Here is an 18600-nt window from a genome sequence, read left to right as displayed (position 1 = left end):
TTCCCCTTAAAGACCCAAAATCTGTGCAATCAACCCATCGGCTTGCTTTTCAAGACTTAAAATCTCCTGAGCCACCTCTTCTAAAGAACGTAAAGGCTTATGCTGGTAGAAATACTTATTAAAGCTAATCTCATAACCAATCTTCACAGAATCCAAATTAATCCACGCTTCAGCCACATGCGGTTTCACTTCATCTAAGAAATACTGATGAATCTGCTGTTTTAATGGTACAGATTCACTATCACGCAAATCGCTATTGCTTTCATAGGTGGTGAATTCGCCTTTTTTCGCTGCTGCATAATAGCCAAAGTCCGCCAAATCAGCTTCTGTACAGCCCAAGTGTGCAACTAAATCAGCCAGCTCAGCGTCATTCAGCTTAACGACTTTTTTCACCACTTTTTCTGCGTTTTCGTCATACCAACTTACTGCATTGAAAATGTTGTTCTTTTCAGAATTCGACAGCTTAATTTTTAAGGCTTTAATCGCTTCATCGACTTTTCTCTTAAACAGATTAAAGTCTGAAAACTCATCTGTGCCTACCTGTTGCATGATGCTTAAGGCATTATCCAACGCTGTTTTTAAAGTGTTCCAATGCTTCACATCAAACAGCTTGGCTTGGGCTTTATTATTAAGGCTAATCTCTTGCGCTTCACACCATGCCAAGACCTCTTTTTTCACTGCATCAAGCTTCGCTTCGCTATAAATGTCATCGCCATAAGTGCGATACATATATTCCATTGGCTCAGACAACGACTTATCAAAACGTAAGCCTTGCAAACGCTCAGTACTAAACTGTGCGCTACGGCGGTCTGGGCGCTCAATATTGACCTTGTAATAACCAAAGTCTTGGTTATCAAACACCTTGCTTGCAATACCAATAGGATCATTTTGCGCATCAAGCTGACGCTGTACATCTTGACCTGCAAGGTAAGTCTGCATAATTTCCGCAATGTGCTCAGGGGCAAACTCACAGTTTTTATTGCCTAAATTCTTACGCAACTTGCGGAACATCAAACTTGCATCAATCAGTTGTACTTTGCCTTTACGCTGTTGTGGTTTGTTATTCGACAACAACCAAATATAGGTGGTAATACCTGTGTTATAGAACAAGTTATTTGGTAACTGCACAATCGCATTCAGTAAGTCATTTTCAATGATATAACGACGAATATTACTTTCACCACCACCTGCATCACCGGTAAATAAGCTTGAACCGTTATGAACAGAAGCAATACGACCACCAATGCCGTTATGCTCAGGCGATTTCATCTTATTGACCATTTCCATCAGGAACAGAAGCTGACCATCGCTTGAACGTGGTGTAGCATCACAGCTTTCTTCATTGCCCCAATAGTTTTTTAATTTCACGATGAAACGTGGATCAATCACATCTGAACCATCTTTAATGTGCTTTTGCTCAGATGCCCAGCTCTTCCCATACGGCGGGTTTGACAGCATAAAGTCAAACTTAGTGCCGACAAACTCATCTGTGGTCAATGTTGAACCGACACGGATATTTTCAGGGTTATTGCCCTTAATCATCATGTCTGACTTACAGATCGCATACGTCTCGTCATTAATCTCTTTACCGTACAAAAGCACATCACGGTTGCCATTTTCAACGCTATAACGCTCTTCAATAAAGTTCTGCGCTTCGGTCAACATCCCACCTGAACCGCATGCAGGGTCGTATACCGTAATGGTTAAAGGTAATTTTTCCTGAATTGGGTCAAAGACAAAATGCGTCATTAGCTCAATCACTTCACGCGGGGTAAAGTGCTCACCAGCCTCTTCGTTATTTTCTTCGTTAAATTTACGAATTAACTCTTCAAAGACATAGCCCATGCCTAAGTTGGTCAATGCAGGCAAGCGGTAGCCGTCTGGATCAACTACATCTTCAGGGGTTAAGTTAATGTACGGCGATAGGAATTTCTCGACCACATCTAACAGCACATTTTTATGTGACATGTGGCGGATTTGAGCGTACAGGTTAAAGCATTGAATGATTTCTTTAACGTTGTCGCTAAAACCTTCTAAATATTCTTCAAAGTTTGCCAATAATATTTGAGAGTTATTTGATGCGGCGGTATATAGTGAGCGTAATGTCCATTTAGAGGTGTTATAGAACACATAGCCTGATGCTTCTTTCAGTGGCTCATCATCGAACTCGGTGAGTTCCATTTCGACTTGTTGGTAGCGAACTTCTTCGAGTACTGCATCTTTAGTCGGCTCTAATAAAGTGTCCAGACGGCGTAATACCACCATCGGCAAAATTACATCACGATATTTACCACGTACATAGACATCTCGAAGACAGTCATCAGCAATCGACCAGATAAATGAAACCAATTTGTTATGTACTGAATGATCCATAAGAACCCAAATAAAGTATTAAATTTTAATGCCCGTATTTAACACTATTTTAAAGTCTTGTGGCAGTGTATATATGGATAACTTCAGGATAATACGCCAAAGCTTGTCGCTGAGATCACCACTTAATTCAAAGGTATTTCATGGATTTAACGCAATTTAATTTTTCAATACTAAAAAAGTTTGATCGAACGCTCGAAAAAAATTTGGAACGAGCGGTACAAAAAGCAGCTCAAATTGAAGAAGAACTTTCACCTATTGCATTAAAGGGCATGCTTTGTGAAGCTCTTGAGTTAGATATTTTAGATAGCAACTCCAGTCAAGTGGTTGATCAGGGTGAAAATATCCAGATCACATTTGCGTATATTTTGAAATGCCTATCGCTCTACCCTTTGCAAAATGAGATGTATCAAAATTGGAATAAGCATGTTGCGCTATTCGACCAAGCTGAACTGACTGGTTTTTCAGAGCAAAGTATTGCTGAGTTGCATCAATTTATTCAGAGCATTGTTGTCACAGGACATAACCAAGTACATCTATCCCTTGAGCAAATGAAACAGCCCTCCTGTCTCGTTATCCAGCTCTTAATTCATCTTGATACAATCCTGACCTCAGATAGTAAAATGCAGCCATTGTGCTTCAATCAGTTGTTTAAATTTCGCTTTAAAAAAAATAAACCCTATGGCCCATCCAGTAGCTTTTCAGACGTGATCATCTACTTACTAGCTTCACATGCAAATAAAAAACCATTAGAAAAGCTTCCTTCAATCAGCTCATTTGATAAATATCTAAATACGGAATTACTTGATAATGACAGCAATAACTACGACGATGAAGATCACCCACGAATTAAAACAATGCGCCAATTACTAAAAAAAATGAGAGCTGAAGATCGGTTTTGCTATTTAACCGATATCGACCAGTTTTTTACGACACCATTTAATCAAATTGAACTGATATTTGATGAACTGTATGCAGAAATCACTGAATCTAATGCTCGTTTTCTACTTTCAAGAACCATCAACGATGAGGATTTCGTAGCCTTCAACGATATGAACGCACTGTGGCTCATCTACTACTTCCAATTCCTAGTCTACGAAGCACAGAAAACAAATTCTCCTGAGGTTTTACAGGGACTCAGCGCTACTCGTGAGTTTATGGATTTATGGAAAATGTTCTATGTGCCCAATGGTAAAAAGGCCACTTTTCAGTGGCCTACCCAGTTTAATGATGTAGCTAAAGTCACTTAGACATTATTGTAGCGACCTGAGCCAGAGGGGTTGCCTGTTTTACTTGGCCACCCCGCCTCATTTGTCAACTCAGTAAAAAATTTTACTGTATCGTCATAATCCTCTTTAGACCATAACGGATAATCCGTATACGACCTTCTAATCTGCCATAAAGCTTCTCGCTCAAATGACTTAAGTCCGTTTACACGTAGCGTTTCATCTGGAATTATTAAGAATCCCCACGTGTCATCTTTATCACCTATATCTAAATGTATATTAAGCAGTTTTGCTGTTCTAAAAACATTCACTATTCCACCAAGCCCTAACTGAGGCTTTGGTTCTTTCAAAAGAACAACTTTGCCTCCTATTAGCGTTTCCATTTCATTAATTGAGTTCGGGCTATACAGTCCTTGACCATTTAATCCTGAAATCTGGATATGAAGACTCATCTAAAAAACTCCTTACTTCCGTGGTGGATTATTATCACGACCACCGCCTGAAGGATTCCCTGTTGTACTTGGCCAGCCAGCTTTACTCATTATGTTTCTCCTGCATTCATGTAAATTCAGCTTCACTTCGAGCTGATAGATTCATTATGGAAGAAGTATTTTTTTGATTTTGCCGGAAACCCAACAATTCAGGATAAAAATTAAACAAATATCACTTTACCTATTTTTATATCAAGCCAAACGATACCAATCACATTCCGCAGCCTGATTTGAATTACATGCTTTCTTTTTTGCTTTGCAATAGATAGGTAAACCTTCTGTATAGTTATAATTATCCCCACTATATTTACACAAGAAACAACTTTTCACAGGTACTTTCTTTTCAACCGCAAGCTTCAACTGCGAAATAAACATATCCCCGTGTGCATAACCCATCAGCACATTTGAGTTCTCAAAGTCCAAATCAGTTTCAATGATATTGCTATATTCAATTTTATCCTGATACTTCGCTAACTTGGCTTTGATATCTGCCAGATATTCTAAACCCAACCAAGCCTTGCCTGAATCCCAAACTAGAAATAAGAAATACCGCTTATGCATACACTTGCAATCAGCATCTACGATTGGAGCACTTTCCTGATTGAACCCAATAAAAAGAGCATCACTTTGCTTTAAGTCTGCCTGATAAATTTTTTCAACATCCTCTTCGCAATCTAATGGTATTTCAATAATTCGTTTGCCTGAGCTTTCTTTTTTCTCACTCAAAAAATGAGTCACAGCAATTTCAATATAAATACAATCTTCGGCATTATTTTGACGGGTTAACAATAGGTCTGGAATAAACTGGTCATGCCTCTTCTCAACTTGTATTTGTGAAAAATAATTTGTGAGATCAAAGCATTTCTCTGTATAACCAAGATCACAATGTTTTCGAATGGTTCTTTTAAATTTTTGGCATTTCTTAGGCACATGAAAAGTAATGTAAAATGGTTCATTTTCAGCTAAACATTTTTGATATGTTTCAAAAAAAGCACGTTTACCCAAACGGTGTAAGTAAGTTTCACCATTGCACTCTAGTACAGTCTTATGGGCAAAATGAGGTTTCTTGATTTTGCCATTCACCTTAGCAATTAAAGGATTGTCACAGCCCAAGCAAATGTATTCAGATTTTTCTTCTTGTCCGACTAAATCAACTGCTTTGACAATTTCACCATGTTCATTTTTTGCATATTGATAACGTGCCATTTCACTTCCTTATAAATTTAACCCGTCCACATCAAATAATTATTTTCTTTCCCCTGTGCATAAGCCCACTCAGCCACCTTATGCGACCGCTCTTTATCCGTCAAAAAACCGAGCACTGATATCCGATCCACAATAATCAAATTCTGCTCTTCATTTCGCTCTTGCCATTTATGCAAAAACTCATCAGATGCGAGTAGATTACTTTTTTTAGAATTACAGCTGGAATCTGCCAATACAAAATTGTGCCCAGTATCTGACGGATACATAGACCAAGGAATGAAGTGATCTACGGCGTAGTTATTCTTTTTCATTTCCTTATTACAGTAGAAGCATTTACAGTCTTGTAGCTCGACCAATACGTTTGCTACCGCATTCAACTGGTTTCGACTTGGCTCAAACATGAATTGTTCAAGATTCGGCAATTGATTCAAGATGGGTGCATTGCTACTGTTCTTACGAATGTAATCAATCCAGCGTTTTTGGCACAGTTCTTCAATGATCTCGCTGAATTGACGTAAGCAATACATCACTTGAGGCAAAAGAATGAGTTGCTTTCCGCACTGATTAAGCTGATATAAAAACTCAAAATTTTGACCGTTGATGTTTTGCAAGTAGCGGACTGGCATGTCTTTTACAGTGCGAGCGACATCTTTAACTAGCTTCAACCACACCAATGAATCTCGTCTTAATAACCCCAAAGAAGAGTAGCTTTGCCGAAGCTGTATAATGCGATTCAGAATGGCAGCTTGTTTACCATTGTTTTGATTTAAAATCAGCTGCCCTTCATCATTAAAGGTGTAGGGTACTGCTTGCTTCCAATACAGCTCGATAAACTTCTCAGCGATATCCATATATTCGAGTGATAGACTTTCACCTGAATCTTCACCTTTTTCAATAGCTAATCGGCTTAGGCTAATCAGCAATGCAAATTTATAGGTGCTACTAAAACTACCCGACTGTAAAATCAGCTGAATATTTTTTACAAATTTAAGTTGTTCTTGTGCAGTAGGAATAAAGTCAGGCATGTTTTTTCCAAAGAAGATTAAGCCATTTTTCTTGTCGATCAGGTCGCTGATCTACTGTAATCCACTGTTTTAATACCCTAACCCCATTCAACTGGTCTAACAATTCCTGAGCCTGCTCTTCATTTAAGTCAGTAAACGCCCTACCGCCTTTTACTCTATCTGCTGTTCCATATTTAAAAGACATATAGCACACACCGCCACGGCGTAATGCAGCATGAATACGTTTTAAAACATCAGGGAGTCTATTACGAGCACAATGTAGTAAAGAGGCACATGCCCATACCCCATCATAAACATCGTGCATATCAAGCTCATAAAAACTTTGCTGCTGAACAGCGATACCAGTCAGTTGGCTCGCTCGTTCGACCAATACTTCAGAATAGTCGATAGCATCAACTTGATAGCCTTTATTTTTAAAAGCCAAAGTATCACGCCCTGAGCCACAGCCTAAATCCAGGATCCGTGCTGAATCTGGCACCTCAGCTAAAAATGGTTGGTATAGACTTTCCATATCCACATACAACGTGGCTTGTAAAAATTGATCTGCGTATTGGTTGTAATAGTCTATTGTTTTCATATTGGTTGCTTAGGCTAAACACTGACCCCAGTCTACTAAAAAACAAAAAGATAAGGGAGCATTTGCTCCCTTATCTTTTTAGTCAAATAAATCTGCTCTTACTTCTTCCAAAGCACGATCTGACTTAAAACGATTACATATCGGGTGAATAATTGCTCCATTTTCTAAAACACCGTAACCACCTTCTGCTTTCGATTCTCGATGATCTACTTCAGTCGACTCAAGGTATAGAGCGCTATCACATACTTCGCAATAGCTCCAAGTTTTCCTTTCCTCACGTTGATAAAGATTTCTTTTGGTCGCGATTGAAAAATTTAGAGGTTTTTTCTTCTTTGTTAGTCTTACTGATTTCACAAAGCTCACAACATCATCCACAATGCTCTCATCATAATCTCCACCAAAACGGTCAAGGTAAAAATCATTAAAATTAATATAATCAAATGATTGACTCATCGAAAGAATGACGGTGTTCAAACAAACTTCATCTTCAAAATCTAAATCCATATTGAGTCCAATACAGATGAATGCTTGATACACGTTCTTCAATCGCTCATGTGATCTGATGCCGCTACCAAACTTACCGACAGTTTCTTTGATGGCCACAGGAATTTTTTCAATTAAACTTTCAACACCACGGCGTGCTCGAGTAAATCCAATAAAATCTATCTTTTTATTCTGTATTTCAAAACAATCTTGTTCAATTTCACAGATGATAGAGAACCAGGCCAAAAAGGATGTCACTTGAAAACGATTATCTTTATAAAAATATAGTTTTGGGTGTAAGCCCAAACTTGGAATCCGAATACTAATTGGTGGTGTTGCGATACGACACAGCACAACTCTAAGTTTTAGCATTAAATTTTCTACACGCTGACCTTGGTCTATATTCACAGTATTCTGGCTAGTATCACCAAACATGATATTCAGGAGTTCATTGACCAAGCCGATTTTTTTACCGTGTGTTAAATCTGGCTCTAAAAGTATTATCTTAAAAAGATGATCATGAATTTGCTCACCCAAAGTGATCACTTCATTTATCCGCTCGTAATTCAGTTCAGCCAAGTTGGATTTATTATCGTTTATATAACAACACGCATAAATCACATAAAAAGCATCACTTCCCCTATTTTGTAAATGATATTCTTCATCTGGATCTAATCGTTTCGTATCCGAATTGATTGAACAAAAGGCTTTTCGAGCTTCCTCAGGTGTCCCAATCACTTCAATAAAATTAATTTTGGTTGATTTTAATTTTTGCTGAAACTCAGAATCGCTACATAACTCTTGAAAATCAGCTAATCCACCTAATCGATTACGAATCTGACGAATATCTCGTTTTTGTGGTGCCGTGAATTTTGGGGCTCCTATTACTTGCTCATCAATAAAGTATCTTTTGATCCAAGCATAGATAATTGAAATCCTGTGCCCACCATCGATGATATAAATATTACCAGCAGCATCTTTCCAATAGCGAACGCATAAATTGACATTACGATCATTCAAACAGTTTAGAATAAACTCCTGAATTTCAGCAGGGCTCCAACACTCTGTGGAGCGTTGATTGTCTGCTTTATATAGTTTTTCTAGGATCTCATGGTTGGCGAAGTCATAAAGTGATATTTCAAAGTTATGGTGCAGATTTGAGTGCGACATTTCGTCAGGCACCATCATTTTTCTTTGAATAATATTGGTTAAAAGCTTAGTACGGGCCATTTTATTTTCTCTAGGCAATACTTCTCTATATCTCGTAAGATTACGAAATTTATAAAAGTAGAATTAATTAAACATGACGAAAATTTATTTCGAAAATTTTATTCTTTAAGAACAGAAGAAATAGCTTTGAGAAAATAAGGGATATTATAGAAAGTGTTCATGTCTAGTTCCTGTAGTAATTAATTACAAACAAGCTTCCAACTTTTCCACGAGATGGAGGCAAGCCAAACAGGGGTGGAAATACCGTACTACAGAAGACGGCCAGTCATAGACTGCCCTGCTTGGCCTACCATTACGATAGACTAAACATATTTAACGCAAAAAACCGCCAAAGCGGTTTACTGCTTCTGTAGTAAATTCAGGTTTCCACGCCTGGTCACAGATTTTGCTGTAACATCTTTATCTTATGTGCATAAATTCAATTGGTCAAATTTTATGATTAATATTTAATCAATTGATTCAAAAATAATTACCTATATTTTTATAGGCTTAAAGATACAGATGAGTATCTTATAATTTCTAATATTTAGTTGATGTAAACTGATCGCAATGAAACTAGAGATGGCTCCGTAAATTTGAACAACACCTATAAGTGATATTTTGCTCCCCAAATGATGTTATAAACATCGATATATGGAGTATTTTATGGCACGTAGACCAAGAAGAAATCATTCAAATGATTTTAAAGCTAAGGTAGCACTTGCTGCGATTAAAGCAGAAAAAACACTTGCTGAATTGAGTGCTGAATTTGATGTTCATCAAAACCAAATTATCGACTGGAAAAATCAACTGATTTCAGCTTCCTCGCAAGCTTTCGATCAATCAAAAGCTCCAACAGAACCACCCATCGATCTAAAAAAACTACATGCAAAAATCGGTGAGCAGGCATTAGAAATTGATTTTTTAGAAGGTGTGTTGAAGAAACTGGGCCGCTTCAACCACAAAAGTTAATCGATGACTCACTTCAGATTTCAGTATCTAAGCAAGCTCAGCTGCTGAAAGTCTCCCGTGGTTGTTATTACTATCGCCCAAAACCTGTGAGTGCATCAGATCTGAAGCTGATGCGGTGTATGGATGAGTTACATATGCAATACCCTTTTGCAGGTAGCCGGATGATGCGTGATTTGTTGAATCGTCAAGGACATCATATAGGACGACGTCATACACGTACTTTAATGAAGAAAATGGGCATTAATGCGTTATATTGCAAACCAAATTTAAGCCAGGCTAATCAAGCTCACCGCAAATATCCATATCTGCTCAAAGGATTGGCTATTCAACGGAGTAATCAAGTGTGGTCTACGGATATAACGTATATCCCTATGGCAAAAGGCTTTGTTTATTTATGTGCTGTGATTGATTGGCATAGCCGCAAGGTACTTGCGCATAGAGTATCGATTAGTATGGAGGTTACATTTTGCATAGAAACATTAAATGAAGCTATTGAAAAATATGGTCGACCTGAAATATTTAATACAGACCAAGGCAGTCAGTTTACCAGTGATGCATTTATTGATGTATTGAAATCAAATGGCATACAAATCAGTATGGATGGTAAAGGTCGATGGGTTGATAATGTGATGGTTGAACGATTATGGCGGAGCGTTAAATATGAAGAGGTGTATCTCAAAGCCTACAGCAATGTTTTGGATGCGAAGAAGCAATTAAACGCATATTTTGAATTTTATAATTTGAAACGACCTCATTCGAGTCTGGACAAAATGACTCCAGATGAGTTTTACTATGACCAGCTACCACAACAAAATAAGGTAGCTTAACTAGAGCAGAGTATCACTTATAAATAAGCTTTTAGTTGTTCAAACATGTGGGACCACCTCTACTCTATATATTTAAGCAGCGTGATTTAATAAAGGAAGTAGATTGAAACTGCAAATTTTATCGGATACTCACAATTCTAAATATTCAATATCAGAGCAAGCTGATGTCATTATTCACGCTGGCGATTTTTCTAATCGCTTAAGTGGTGCAATTGAGTTTGCCGAAAAATGTAAATCTCTCAATAAAAAATTTATCTTTGTTTTAGGTAATCATGATTACTACAGCTCTAACTACAGTTCAGTCGTGAATTTCTTGAAAGAAAACTACCCAAAAAATGCACTACTTGATGACAACCATATCAAAATTCAAGATAAAATATTTGTAGGTGGCACGCTGTTTACGAACTTTCGCTCCAATTCACCACTTACATCTCCTGAGGTACTTTTACAGTCCCAAAAAGATGCTGAACAATCGATTTATGATTTTGATCAAATCATGATTGGCAGTGATCATCGAACGATAACTGCTAATGACTACATAGAATTATTTAAAAAATATCATGAAAATATTATGAAATTTAAGGATCAAGATAATGTGATTGTCATTACTCACTTCCCGCCTCATTTAGCTTGTCTTGATCCATATTGGGGTGCGCATCCTGTTGCATCTGCACTCAATCCCTATTTTATTAATGATTTAGATATAAAAGGCTTTAAGTTATGGATTGCAGGACATACGCATACATCAGTGGATACTGTAGTCGATGGATGTAGATTAGTGATCAATCCATTGGGTTATCCGCCAGAACAAGGTAAAAATGGGTTTAGAGAAAATTTGATCATCGAAGTTTAAGTAGTCATACCCGTATTGAAGTAATTTAAACCAATTCTAATATCATACATCCTATAGTACTGTTGATTTAGCTTTTACACCATGAACCAGGCGAAACTCATGTTGATTCCTTTAGATCCAGAAAATGATTGGAAAAATAAAATTGCAGATCAAATACTTAAAGATCTACTAGACATCCATAAAATCCAAGGTAATTCTATTAAAAAAATGAAAGCAGACCCAAATGGTGTTTTCTATGTGGAAGAGGAAATATCAATTGACGACTTACTCAAGCAATTTTGAACTCTGCTCATTGAAACGATATAAAGCGCTTGAATTTTATATTTAAAAGCTTAACCAAATTGTATCACCTGTAGATGCGTACATAGCTTCAGCAGTTTCTTTCAACACATCACTCTCATCCGTTTCCATTGATAGTTCATCACATGCATGATACCTACTATCGCTTGTGGAAAATAAGCTAGATTGAGCCGTAGTACTATGCTGTATAAATCTAGTTCTATCTTGCTTTAAAAGCTGCACACCACGGTAGCTAGCACGCATTTGATTTAATACTTGAAGACGTCTTTCATTTGTAGTCATTATTACTTTTCTCGACATTCATTGTCTCCTTGATTTTTATCTGAAATTAAGATTAATAAATTATGACATAAATTAAAATTGAGTAATGATCTAACTATCCCGCAATACCTCATTAAAATCACAGAGATAAAATAAAAACTTAAGTAATGTCTTAAAAATCAATCCTCTAGAAACTCCATCTTATCTTAATCAGTTCTGACGATTTTCGTAGGAAGTTGATCAACTCCGTTTAGTATAGCCTGGATATAATCCTCCTTTATTATTTCATCTTTTTTGATTTTTTACTGAGGATTCATAGGCTTTTTTTGCATTATCTTTAGAAACAATCCGATCTACTATAATATCTATCTCACTTTACAAACTTTTCAAGATCTTGCTCTTCAACACGCTGATATGAAGACGAACTATTAATTAAAGAATACCCTCTTCTGAGTGCCAATTCTTTATTAATTTCTTGCTCAGCTATACTTGTCTCGCCGTGACTTTTTATGTATTCAGCGCGTTTTTGTATAAATGCTCGCTCACGCTCTTGAACGCTAGAATTCACCACCGTATGTTCTATTTGACGAGTAGCCACATAATTATAGGCAATTACTCCGCAAAGTACGATTAAAAAGAAACTGAGTTGCCTCTTTACACTTCGACTCACAAATAATCCTTTAATATTCAGTCAATACTGAAGTTATCATGTACTCATGAAGATGAATTTAAAAACTATAAGGGCTGACACTATAAAGTTTCATTACTCGCCCCTAGGGTTAAACTCTTTAAATTCATCAGCATTGCTAGCAAATTCTGTAAAAAAGTTATGCCATGTAAATAATGACTCTAATTCCTGTTGGTTTTGAATCGGTTTAGGCAACTTATATCCAATGACCCAATATGGTGCTGTACAGCAAACATGCTCAGGTATAAGGACTTGCTGTAAGGCTGTTTCAGCACTTACTAAATATAAATTATCGTATAAATAAACGATATTTCCTTGTAAAGCTTCTTGAATACAATGATCTACATCTATATGGGTATCCTTCATGTAGTCCGTCTCCATTTTTTGAAATCACATTCTTAAACTTGTTAAATTATTTAACGCAGTAATTAATCATTAATCTGGGCTAAACTCCAACGGCGATAGATGACTGCTAAAAATAAATCACTAAAGATTTTTTGGCAGGTATTATATTTATAGTTGTAATTACTAATTACTATGCTTACCCCTTTCTTACTTTTAGCCGCTTCAAGTTCAGCTTTAATTTCCTTCCATGACAGTTTTGATATTTTAATTTTTTCTTTAAACTGCTTGTATATAAATTTTAACTCACGACAAAATTTATCAAACTCCTGATACTCTACTTCGCTTTGGATATACACCTCCATACGAGCATCTATAAGACGAATACGGCGCTCAAAATAATCTAACGTAAAGTTACTATCCAGCACAGCTGTGAAAATTTCAAAATCAGCTTCGCTAAATACATTTCCAGACTTATTTCTATTGATATGCTTTAACAGCATGTCTAAAGGATTACTTTTAGAAATATCGTTTTTTTGTTGATGGTGTCTATTTTTATACAGGTTTGAGGCCAAGTCTCTCCCAATTTCTTTCAACTTCAGATTTTCATTTTTTCCTGAAATTACATCTATAATATCATTCAATTCTGATTTCAGTTTGAGCCTTTCGGTTACATTATCAGTTTGCTCTACATCTTCACATTTTAATATCTGAGTATGCCACCGATCAGGAAATATTGCGTCTTGAATAATCTTTGAATTGGGAGCTATCTTCTCTAAGATTTCTTTTAATTCAAGCTTTTCTTTCATTTGAGACGTATTCAATTGTTTCTTGAATACTCTACAAGAGAGTAAAGCTCTTACAATATTTGCTGATATTTTACTTTCATCTGGACATAATGCATCCCCGACTAACATTGAACCAAAATGCAGGTAATAGTTGGCTGTCATCTCAATAGATGAATGGCCAATAAAATGTGCCAAAATCTTCCAAACATCCTGACGTCCAGCAATACTGTCCGTATTACCCAATAAATAATTTTTAATTTTGGCAATATGATCGGGTGAATAGCCGATCCAACTTTTAATTAATGTTTCACTGCCTTTCAAAATTAAAGCTAAATTGTTTGTCGCAGTATGCCTAAAGCTATGAAAGGAATAATCGTGTGGTTCGTTATTGAATAAAGTATCAAAAATTTCCTTTGTCTTAGCACTAATAAAACGAGATGAAAAAATTTGACCAAATTCATCTTGGAAGATAAAACAGTCTTCTCCCCCTAACCATTTTTGACCAACTTTTACATTAAGATGCTTTTTGATTAGGCCAATAAATTCATTCAATTCACATTCAGTCAGCAACTCATCAAGACAAATTCCTCGTTTTGCATTCGTCGTTTTAACCTGACGATGATAATTATTATGAATTAAGATTTTGATAAATTGAGGATTGCTTGCTGTTAAATAATAATATTCCTCATTGCCAATTGTTTTAGGATCTAGCTCAATCATGACTAAATCTCTTAACCGTAATCCAAGAATCTCACCAATCCTTAAACCTGTGCGGTAAGCAAGCATACAAATTATTTTGAATATACTTTTTTGTTCTTTACTCAGTTCAACTTGGCGACCAATCAAATTATTAAAATGCGCCCACATCACTGGGGTTATATATGATGATCTACACATCTGAAGATCATCAGATTTTAACTGGTCTAAATAATTTACTCGAGGAGCATCAAAATTATGCATTAAACTTTTATGAAATTTTTTTAAATTTTTTACAGCTTTACCATAGCTATTATATTTCACCTCCCTAACATTATTTTTAGATGCTTTATTTTGTCGTTGCTTATCAACAATAAATTTTTCACTTAAAATATACTCATATGCTCCCTCAAATTGCTCTTCATCCATCTTCAGAAGATCAAGGTCATGAGTAACAACATACATAAAAAGGTCTTCAGCGAATGAGGATTTATAAGTATCCAAGGAACTCAGCGCAATTCCGTCTTTTGCTCTAGAAACATTTGAAGATTGACCGCTCACGAGGTAATCCCGATACCATGTCATCAACGCAATCTGAACACTCACTAGCGCAATATCTTTAGCTATTTTATATGTCTGATTACTATAACTTTCTTTAAGTGACTGAATATCTTCTGACAATTGTTTAATGGTCTCGGGTTTTTTTCTACCTTGAAATTGCCCTATCAATCCTTTTTTAATTTCTGCGGCACAATGATATTCTGTGCTCAGTTTTTGTATATTTTCAGACTTAGGCTTTCGAAAACTCCCGTTCGGATCATCAAATGCATTTTCGGAAGTAATCAATTTCTTTTTTAAAGATTTATTGTCTTTAAATGCATCAAGTGTCTCAAGCATTTTTAAGGTTGACAATGATAGTGCAGCGCTGTCTAACGCCCCCTTAGATAATGCTGTTGTGAAACCATCAAGCGTATTCTTTTGACTAAAATACTGCACGTAATCGACATGCTCAAATAATTGATATTTTTCCTTTGCAAAATAATCACGTAAAACACTATTTTTATCGACATCCAATATAGCCAAATCAATATATTGATCAAAGCCTTCATCATTTTGAGCATCGATAGACTCTATAAGCTGAACGAGCCTTTTTTCTCCCTGACGCCTTTCACTTTGAGTTTCAAACTCAATTATATTGATGAGTCTCACCATCATTAACAAACTAATTGATGTAAGATAAATTTGTTTAATTTGGAATGAATTATCGAGATATACTAAATTCGCATATTTCTCATTTTCTACTGGATAATTATATAAATAACCCGTTTTTGATGAACCTTGACAATATAGGGATACAAGTCCACTCGACAATTCTGATGGTTTTAACTGATCATTTGAAAAATATGCTCTGAGTGATCTTAAAATCGCCATTAAGTCTTTTTTATGACTACACCCACAATCAATAATTAGTGCCATTAAAAATTGTCGAAGAAGTAATTCCTTTTGCTCATCCGTAAAATCAGCATTAAAAACATCAGTTTTAAGCCTTTTCGGTAATTCAGTCTCCCAAAAGAAATGCAACTTGAGCTTAAACTCATGTAACCTTTGCCCTCTAAGCAACTTCATTTGCGTTGATTCAATATCTTTAATATTTGGAGCTGAATATGCTCTTTGAATAAGCTTAATTTCATATTGATCCTTTAACCACGGTAATTGTGACTCTATTTCTTGCTTTTTTTTCACACATAATTCAGACCAAAATCCCCTTAATTCTTCCAAATCTTTTTTTGAGATTTTCCTATTGCGAAAGTATTTCTCTACTTTAGCTCGATTCGAATACATTTCGTTTTGAATAAGATCATCAAGTTTCTTTTTTTCACAAGATTCCGTGATCTCATGGATAAGAAATTCTGAGATTTTTTCAAATAAAAGATTCGTCGAAGACTCTAGCTTAGTTCGAATTTTTTGTAACTCTTCATCTTTCATGATTGGCTCACCACTGATTTTAATCCCAGTCTTTTAAACAGCTGATTTACTGCATCTTGAATTTCAATCATGTAGGTGTAGGGCTGTAAAGATGAATATTTTGAAAATCCGATCTCATTTTGTTGATCGTGCGCATACCAACTCTTAAAAATCGCATCAGGCAATTCCAGAAAATTCCTTACAAAATGGCGCGTCCAATTGGGATATAACTCATCCATTTCAGGAAAGTTTTCTGATAAATAAGATGCTATATGCTTTTGTGTAAGTGGCTCCAATGTGAAGCTCATGAATTCTGAACCTTTCTTCCAATAAGAAAGGTAATAGATATGATCTGCTGTATTAGCTAGCTCTAAGGCATTAATGTTTTTGATAAATTCATCATAATGCTGTAACTCATTAACAACGAATTCGATCAGAGGTGAATAACGACCATGTGGACGAGATCTACTGCTCTTATCATGGATATATGCAATATTAGTAATAAAATCAAAATTTTCTCTGATACTAGATGCACCTATAGCAGGACGTGCACCTGAAGACAATAAACAACAAAACCAAATCCAAACACTGAAAGCATTAAATTTTTCAGCAATGTCTTGTTCTTCTTTTAAAACTTGGACAACTTTCAAGTTTAATGTATTTAAGAATTTTTTCGCATTATCAAATGACCATACACGCTGACTTCCTACGCGGGCTTGCTCTTCTACTTGAATAAATTGCGGACGATCTAAAACATTTACCTCGTTTTTATTTTGAAACCATAGATATATATACTGCTCATATACCTCATTTAACTGTTTATAAGAAAATCCCCCATACGCTAGATCAGGTTGATGTGAAACCTGTCTACCGATTAAGAAATTTTTCGTAAGATCATCTTTACATATACGGTTCAAATGAAAGGAAAGTTGTAAAGCAATTGAAGTAACTGATATCGGGCCTATACGACGATGATAAAACCATTCTGATAAAGACTTTTCGAAATCTGTATTCGTTAGATTGGAAAGGTTAGCCTTTCTAATTCTATCAATCCACATAGCAGGAATTTGAAATGCCCAAGTTGTATGCTCGTTATATTTATTGTCTTTTTTAGCAATTTGACCTTTCAAATTTTTATTTACATTTGCATCAACGATCCACAAATAATAGGCACGATTGGGGCTACGTTTTAATTGCTTAGTTTTTAGCAACTGGTCGATATCTTGAAATATAACGGCACTCTGCCCGGTAAAGATTGACATCAAGCAACAAGCTGCTTTTGCAGATTCCATGATATCTTTGTTTTCATGAAGTTGGTCAAGTAAAACCTGGTTTACAATTTTTAATAAGGGTATGTCCAAATAGTAAATATTACTCACCGTTGGTTGCTGAGTTCTATCTATATGACGATTCAATCTTTGATTTGAGACAAATGGTGCTAGTCTACGCGTATCTTCATTTAGATTATAATCATACTGCTTAGAAGTCTTATCTTCATCGACTTCATCATCAATGTTATCTTTGTCATCTGAGTAATCAGACTGACTCTCGGTGACCAAAGGTGGATTATGATATGTCTGCGGATCAACGTCCAAATCCTCTATATTTTCAATCTCATCCGTCCTTTTAATTCTTACGTTGTGGCGATAACAGATATCCTCAACTGCGATTCTGTACTCGTCTAAATACCTTGTTAGAGATTTGATTATATTTTCTGAAACATTAGCATCAAGGCGCTTACAGAATTCTGTGACATGTACATTTTGGGCTTTTGCATAAGTATTGAATTCTTTAATGGTCTTAGCCGTATGATCGAACTCAATAAGATGATTAAAATATTGAGAAATTATAGGTAAAACTTCAGAAAGAAAACCTTTAAAACTTTTTTCCATCATTTTTAAAATTAGATAGAAATTATAGTTTAGCCTTTCAATTTTAGCTTGAGAGTTCTCCATATTGGACATCAACCCAATTAAAAAATTTACAACATTAAAAATTTTTAAAATATTTTGGTTAATCGAAATCTGTTTTTCTTTATTTACAACATCCAAATCTTCAACATTTTTATATAAAATGCAGATACTTGATGACCCTAAAATACTTTTATACTGGGTTTTAGATTTATTTATGTTTAAATATGAATATATACCTTCACATAAAACTTTTAATTCCCTCATAAATTCATCAGTCATATAAGTATTATGAAAATCTTTTAAATCACATGATTCTAATAGAAGCAAACCTTCTCTATATGAAGATAAAATTTCAGTTAAACAAGCACACCTTGATTTAAAAACTTCTAAATCTAATTTATTATTCAT

The 18600-nt window shown here is 35.6% G+C and carries 15 protein-coding genes; 4 read left to right on the top strand and 11 right to left on the bottom strand.

The annotated features are described in order from the left end of the window. Positions 1 to 6: 6 nt before the first annotated feature. Positions 7 to 2373, bottom strand: a complete 2367-nt coding sequence (locus FTU58_RS02115; protein ID WP_180061968.1) for a class I SAM-dependent DNA methyltransferase — start codon at positions 2371 to 2373, stop codon at positions 7 to 9. Between the two features lie 140 nt (positions 2374 to 2513). Between FTU58_RS02115 and FTU58_RS02110 the strand changes: the two genes are divergently transcribed. Further along, complete coding sequence (locus FTU58_RS02110; RefSeq protein ID WP_180061967.1) at positions 2514 to 3620, top strand: hypothetical protein; 1107 nt, start codon at positions 2514 to 2516, stop codon at positions 3618 to 3620. On the opposite strand, the gene FTU58_RS02105 is transcribed toward FTU58_RS02110, so the two are convergent. The 5 genes from FTU58_RS02105 to FTU58_RS02085 all read right to left on the bottom strand — a co-directional run bounded on the left by FTU58_RS02105 (position 3617) and on the right by FTU58_RS02085 (position 8608). Continuing rightward, on the bottom strand, positions 3617 to 4048 hold the full coding sequence (locus FTU58_RS02105) for a hypothetical protein (RefSeq protein WP_111860741.1): 432 nt from the start codon (positions 4046 to 4048) through the stop codon (positions 3617 to 3619). The genes FTU58_RS02110 and FTU58_RS02105 overlap by 4 nt on opposite strands. Before the next feature lie 231 nt (positions 4049 to 4279). Continuing rightward, positions 4280 to 5293 (bottom strand): competence protein CoiA family protein, encoded by a 1014-nt coding sequence (locus FTU58_RS02100; protein WP_180061966.1) that lies wholly within the window; start codon positions 5291 to 5293, stop codon positions 4280 to 4282. 17 nt (positions 5294 to 5310) lie between these two features. Beyond that, positions 5311 to 6318: an HNH endonuclease domain-containing protein gene (locus FTU58_RS02095; protein ID WP_180061965.1), complete on the bottom strand. Its 1008-nt coding sequence runs from the start codon at positions 6316 to 6318 to the stop codon at positions 5311 to 5313. Further along, positions 6311 to 6895, bottom strand: a complete 585-nt coding sequence (locus FTU58_RS02090) for a class I SAM-dependent methyltransferase (protein ID WP_180061964.1) — start codon at positions 6893 to 6895, stop codon at positions 6311 to 6313. Before FTU58_RS02090 ends, FTU58_RS02095 begins: the two co-directional genes overlap by 8 nt. Before the next feature lie 78 nt (positions 6896 to 6973). Continuing rightward, positions 6974 to 8608 (bottom strand): HNH endonuclease, encoded by a 1635-nt coding sequence (locus FTU58_RS02085; RefSeq protein ID WP_180061963.1) that lies wholly within the window; start codon positions 8606 to 8608, stop codon positions 6974 to 6976. 645 nt (positions 8609 to 9253) lie between these two features. Here FTU58_RS02085 and FTU58_RS02080 point away from each other — a divergent pair. From FTU58_RS02080 to FTU58_RS02070, 3 genes are all read left to right on the top strand, one after another. Continuing rightward, positions 9254 to 10386 (top strand): IS3 family transposase gene (locus FTU58_RS02080; RefSeq protein ID WP_223235881.1). Its coding sequence is split into 2 segments (ribosomal slippage): positions 9254 to 9506 and positions 9506 to 10386, totalling 1134 coding nucleotides; the frame shifts between segments, so codons are not numbered across the junction. A 103-nt stretch (positions 10387 to 10489) separates the two neighbouring features. Next, positions 10490 to 11239: a metallophosphoesterase gene (locus tag FTU58_RS02075; RefSeq protein WP_180061962.1), complete on the top strand. Its 750-nt coding sequence runs from the start codon at positions 10490 to 10492 to the stop codon at positions 11237 to 11239. Between the two features lie 99 nt (positions 11240 to 11338). After that, positions 11339 to 11521: a hypothetical protein gene (locus tag FTU58_RS02070; RefSeq protein ID WP_180061961.1), complete on the top strand. Its 183-nt coding sequence runs from the start codon at positions 11339 to 11341 to the stop codon at positions 11519 to 11521. 42 nt (positions 11522 to 11563) lie between these two features. Here FTU58_RS02070 and FTU58_RS02065 read toward each other — a convergent pair whose 3' ends face one another. The 5 genes from FTU58_RS02065 to FTU58_RS02045 form a co-directional block, all read right to left on the bottom strand. Then, the gene (locus tag FTU58_RS02065) at positions 11564 to 11839 is read right to left on the bottom strand and encodes a hypothetical protein (RefSeq protein ID WP_024435959.1); all 276 of its coding nucleotides are present in this window, start codon (positions 11837 to 11839) and stop codon (positions 11564 to 11566) included. Positions 11840 to 12170: 331 nt separating this feature from the next. Continuing rightward, complete coding sequence (locus FTU58_RS02060) at positions 12171 to 12470, bottom strand: hypothetical protein (protein WP_179989159.1); 300 nt, start codon at positions 12468 to 12470, stop codon at positions 12171 to 12173. A 93-nt stretch (positions 12471 to 12563) separates the two neighbouring features. Continuing rightward, entirely contained in the window at positions 12564 to 12854 is a 291-nt protein-coding gene (locus tag FTU58_RS02055) for a hypothetical protein (protein ID WP_005236317.1), read from the bottom strand. Between the two features lie 62 nt (positions 12855 to 12916). Continuing rightward, positions 12917 to 16300, bottom strand: coding sequence for an integrase (locus tag FTU58_RS02050; protein WP_179988449.1), 3384 nt, complete (start codon positions 16298 to 16300; stop codon positions 12917 to 12919). Continuing rightward, positions 16297 to 18600, bottom strand: coding sequence for a hypothetical protein (locus tag FTU58_RS02045; protein ID WP_180061960.1), 2304 nt, complete (start codon positions 18598 to 18600; stop codon positions 16297 to 16299). The genes FTU58_RS02050 and FTU58_RS02045 overlap by 4 nt, the downstream gene beginning before the upstream one ends.

Source organism: Acinetobacter sp. YH12120 (genome assembly GCF_013418795.1).
GTDB lineage: Bacteria > Pseudomonadota > Gammaproteobacteria > Pseudomonadales > Moraxellaceae > Acinetobacter > Acinetobacter towneri.
This window is presented reverse-complemented; position numbering and strand designations above follow the sequence as displayed.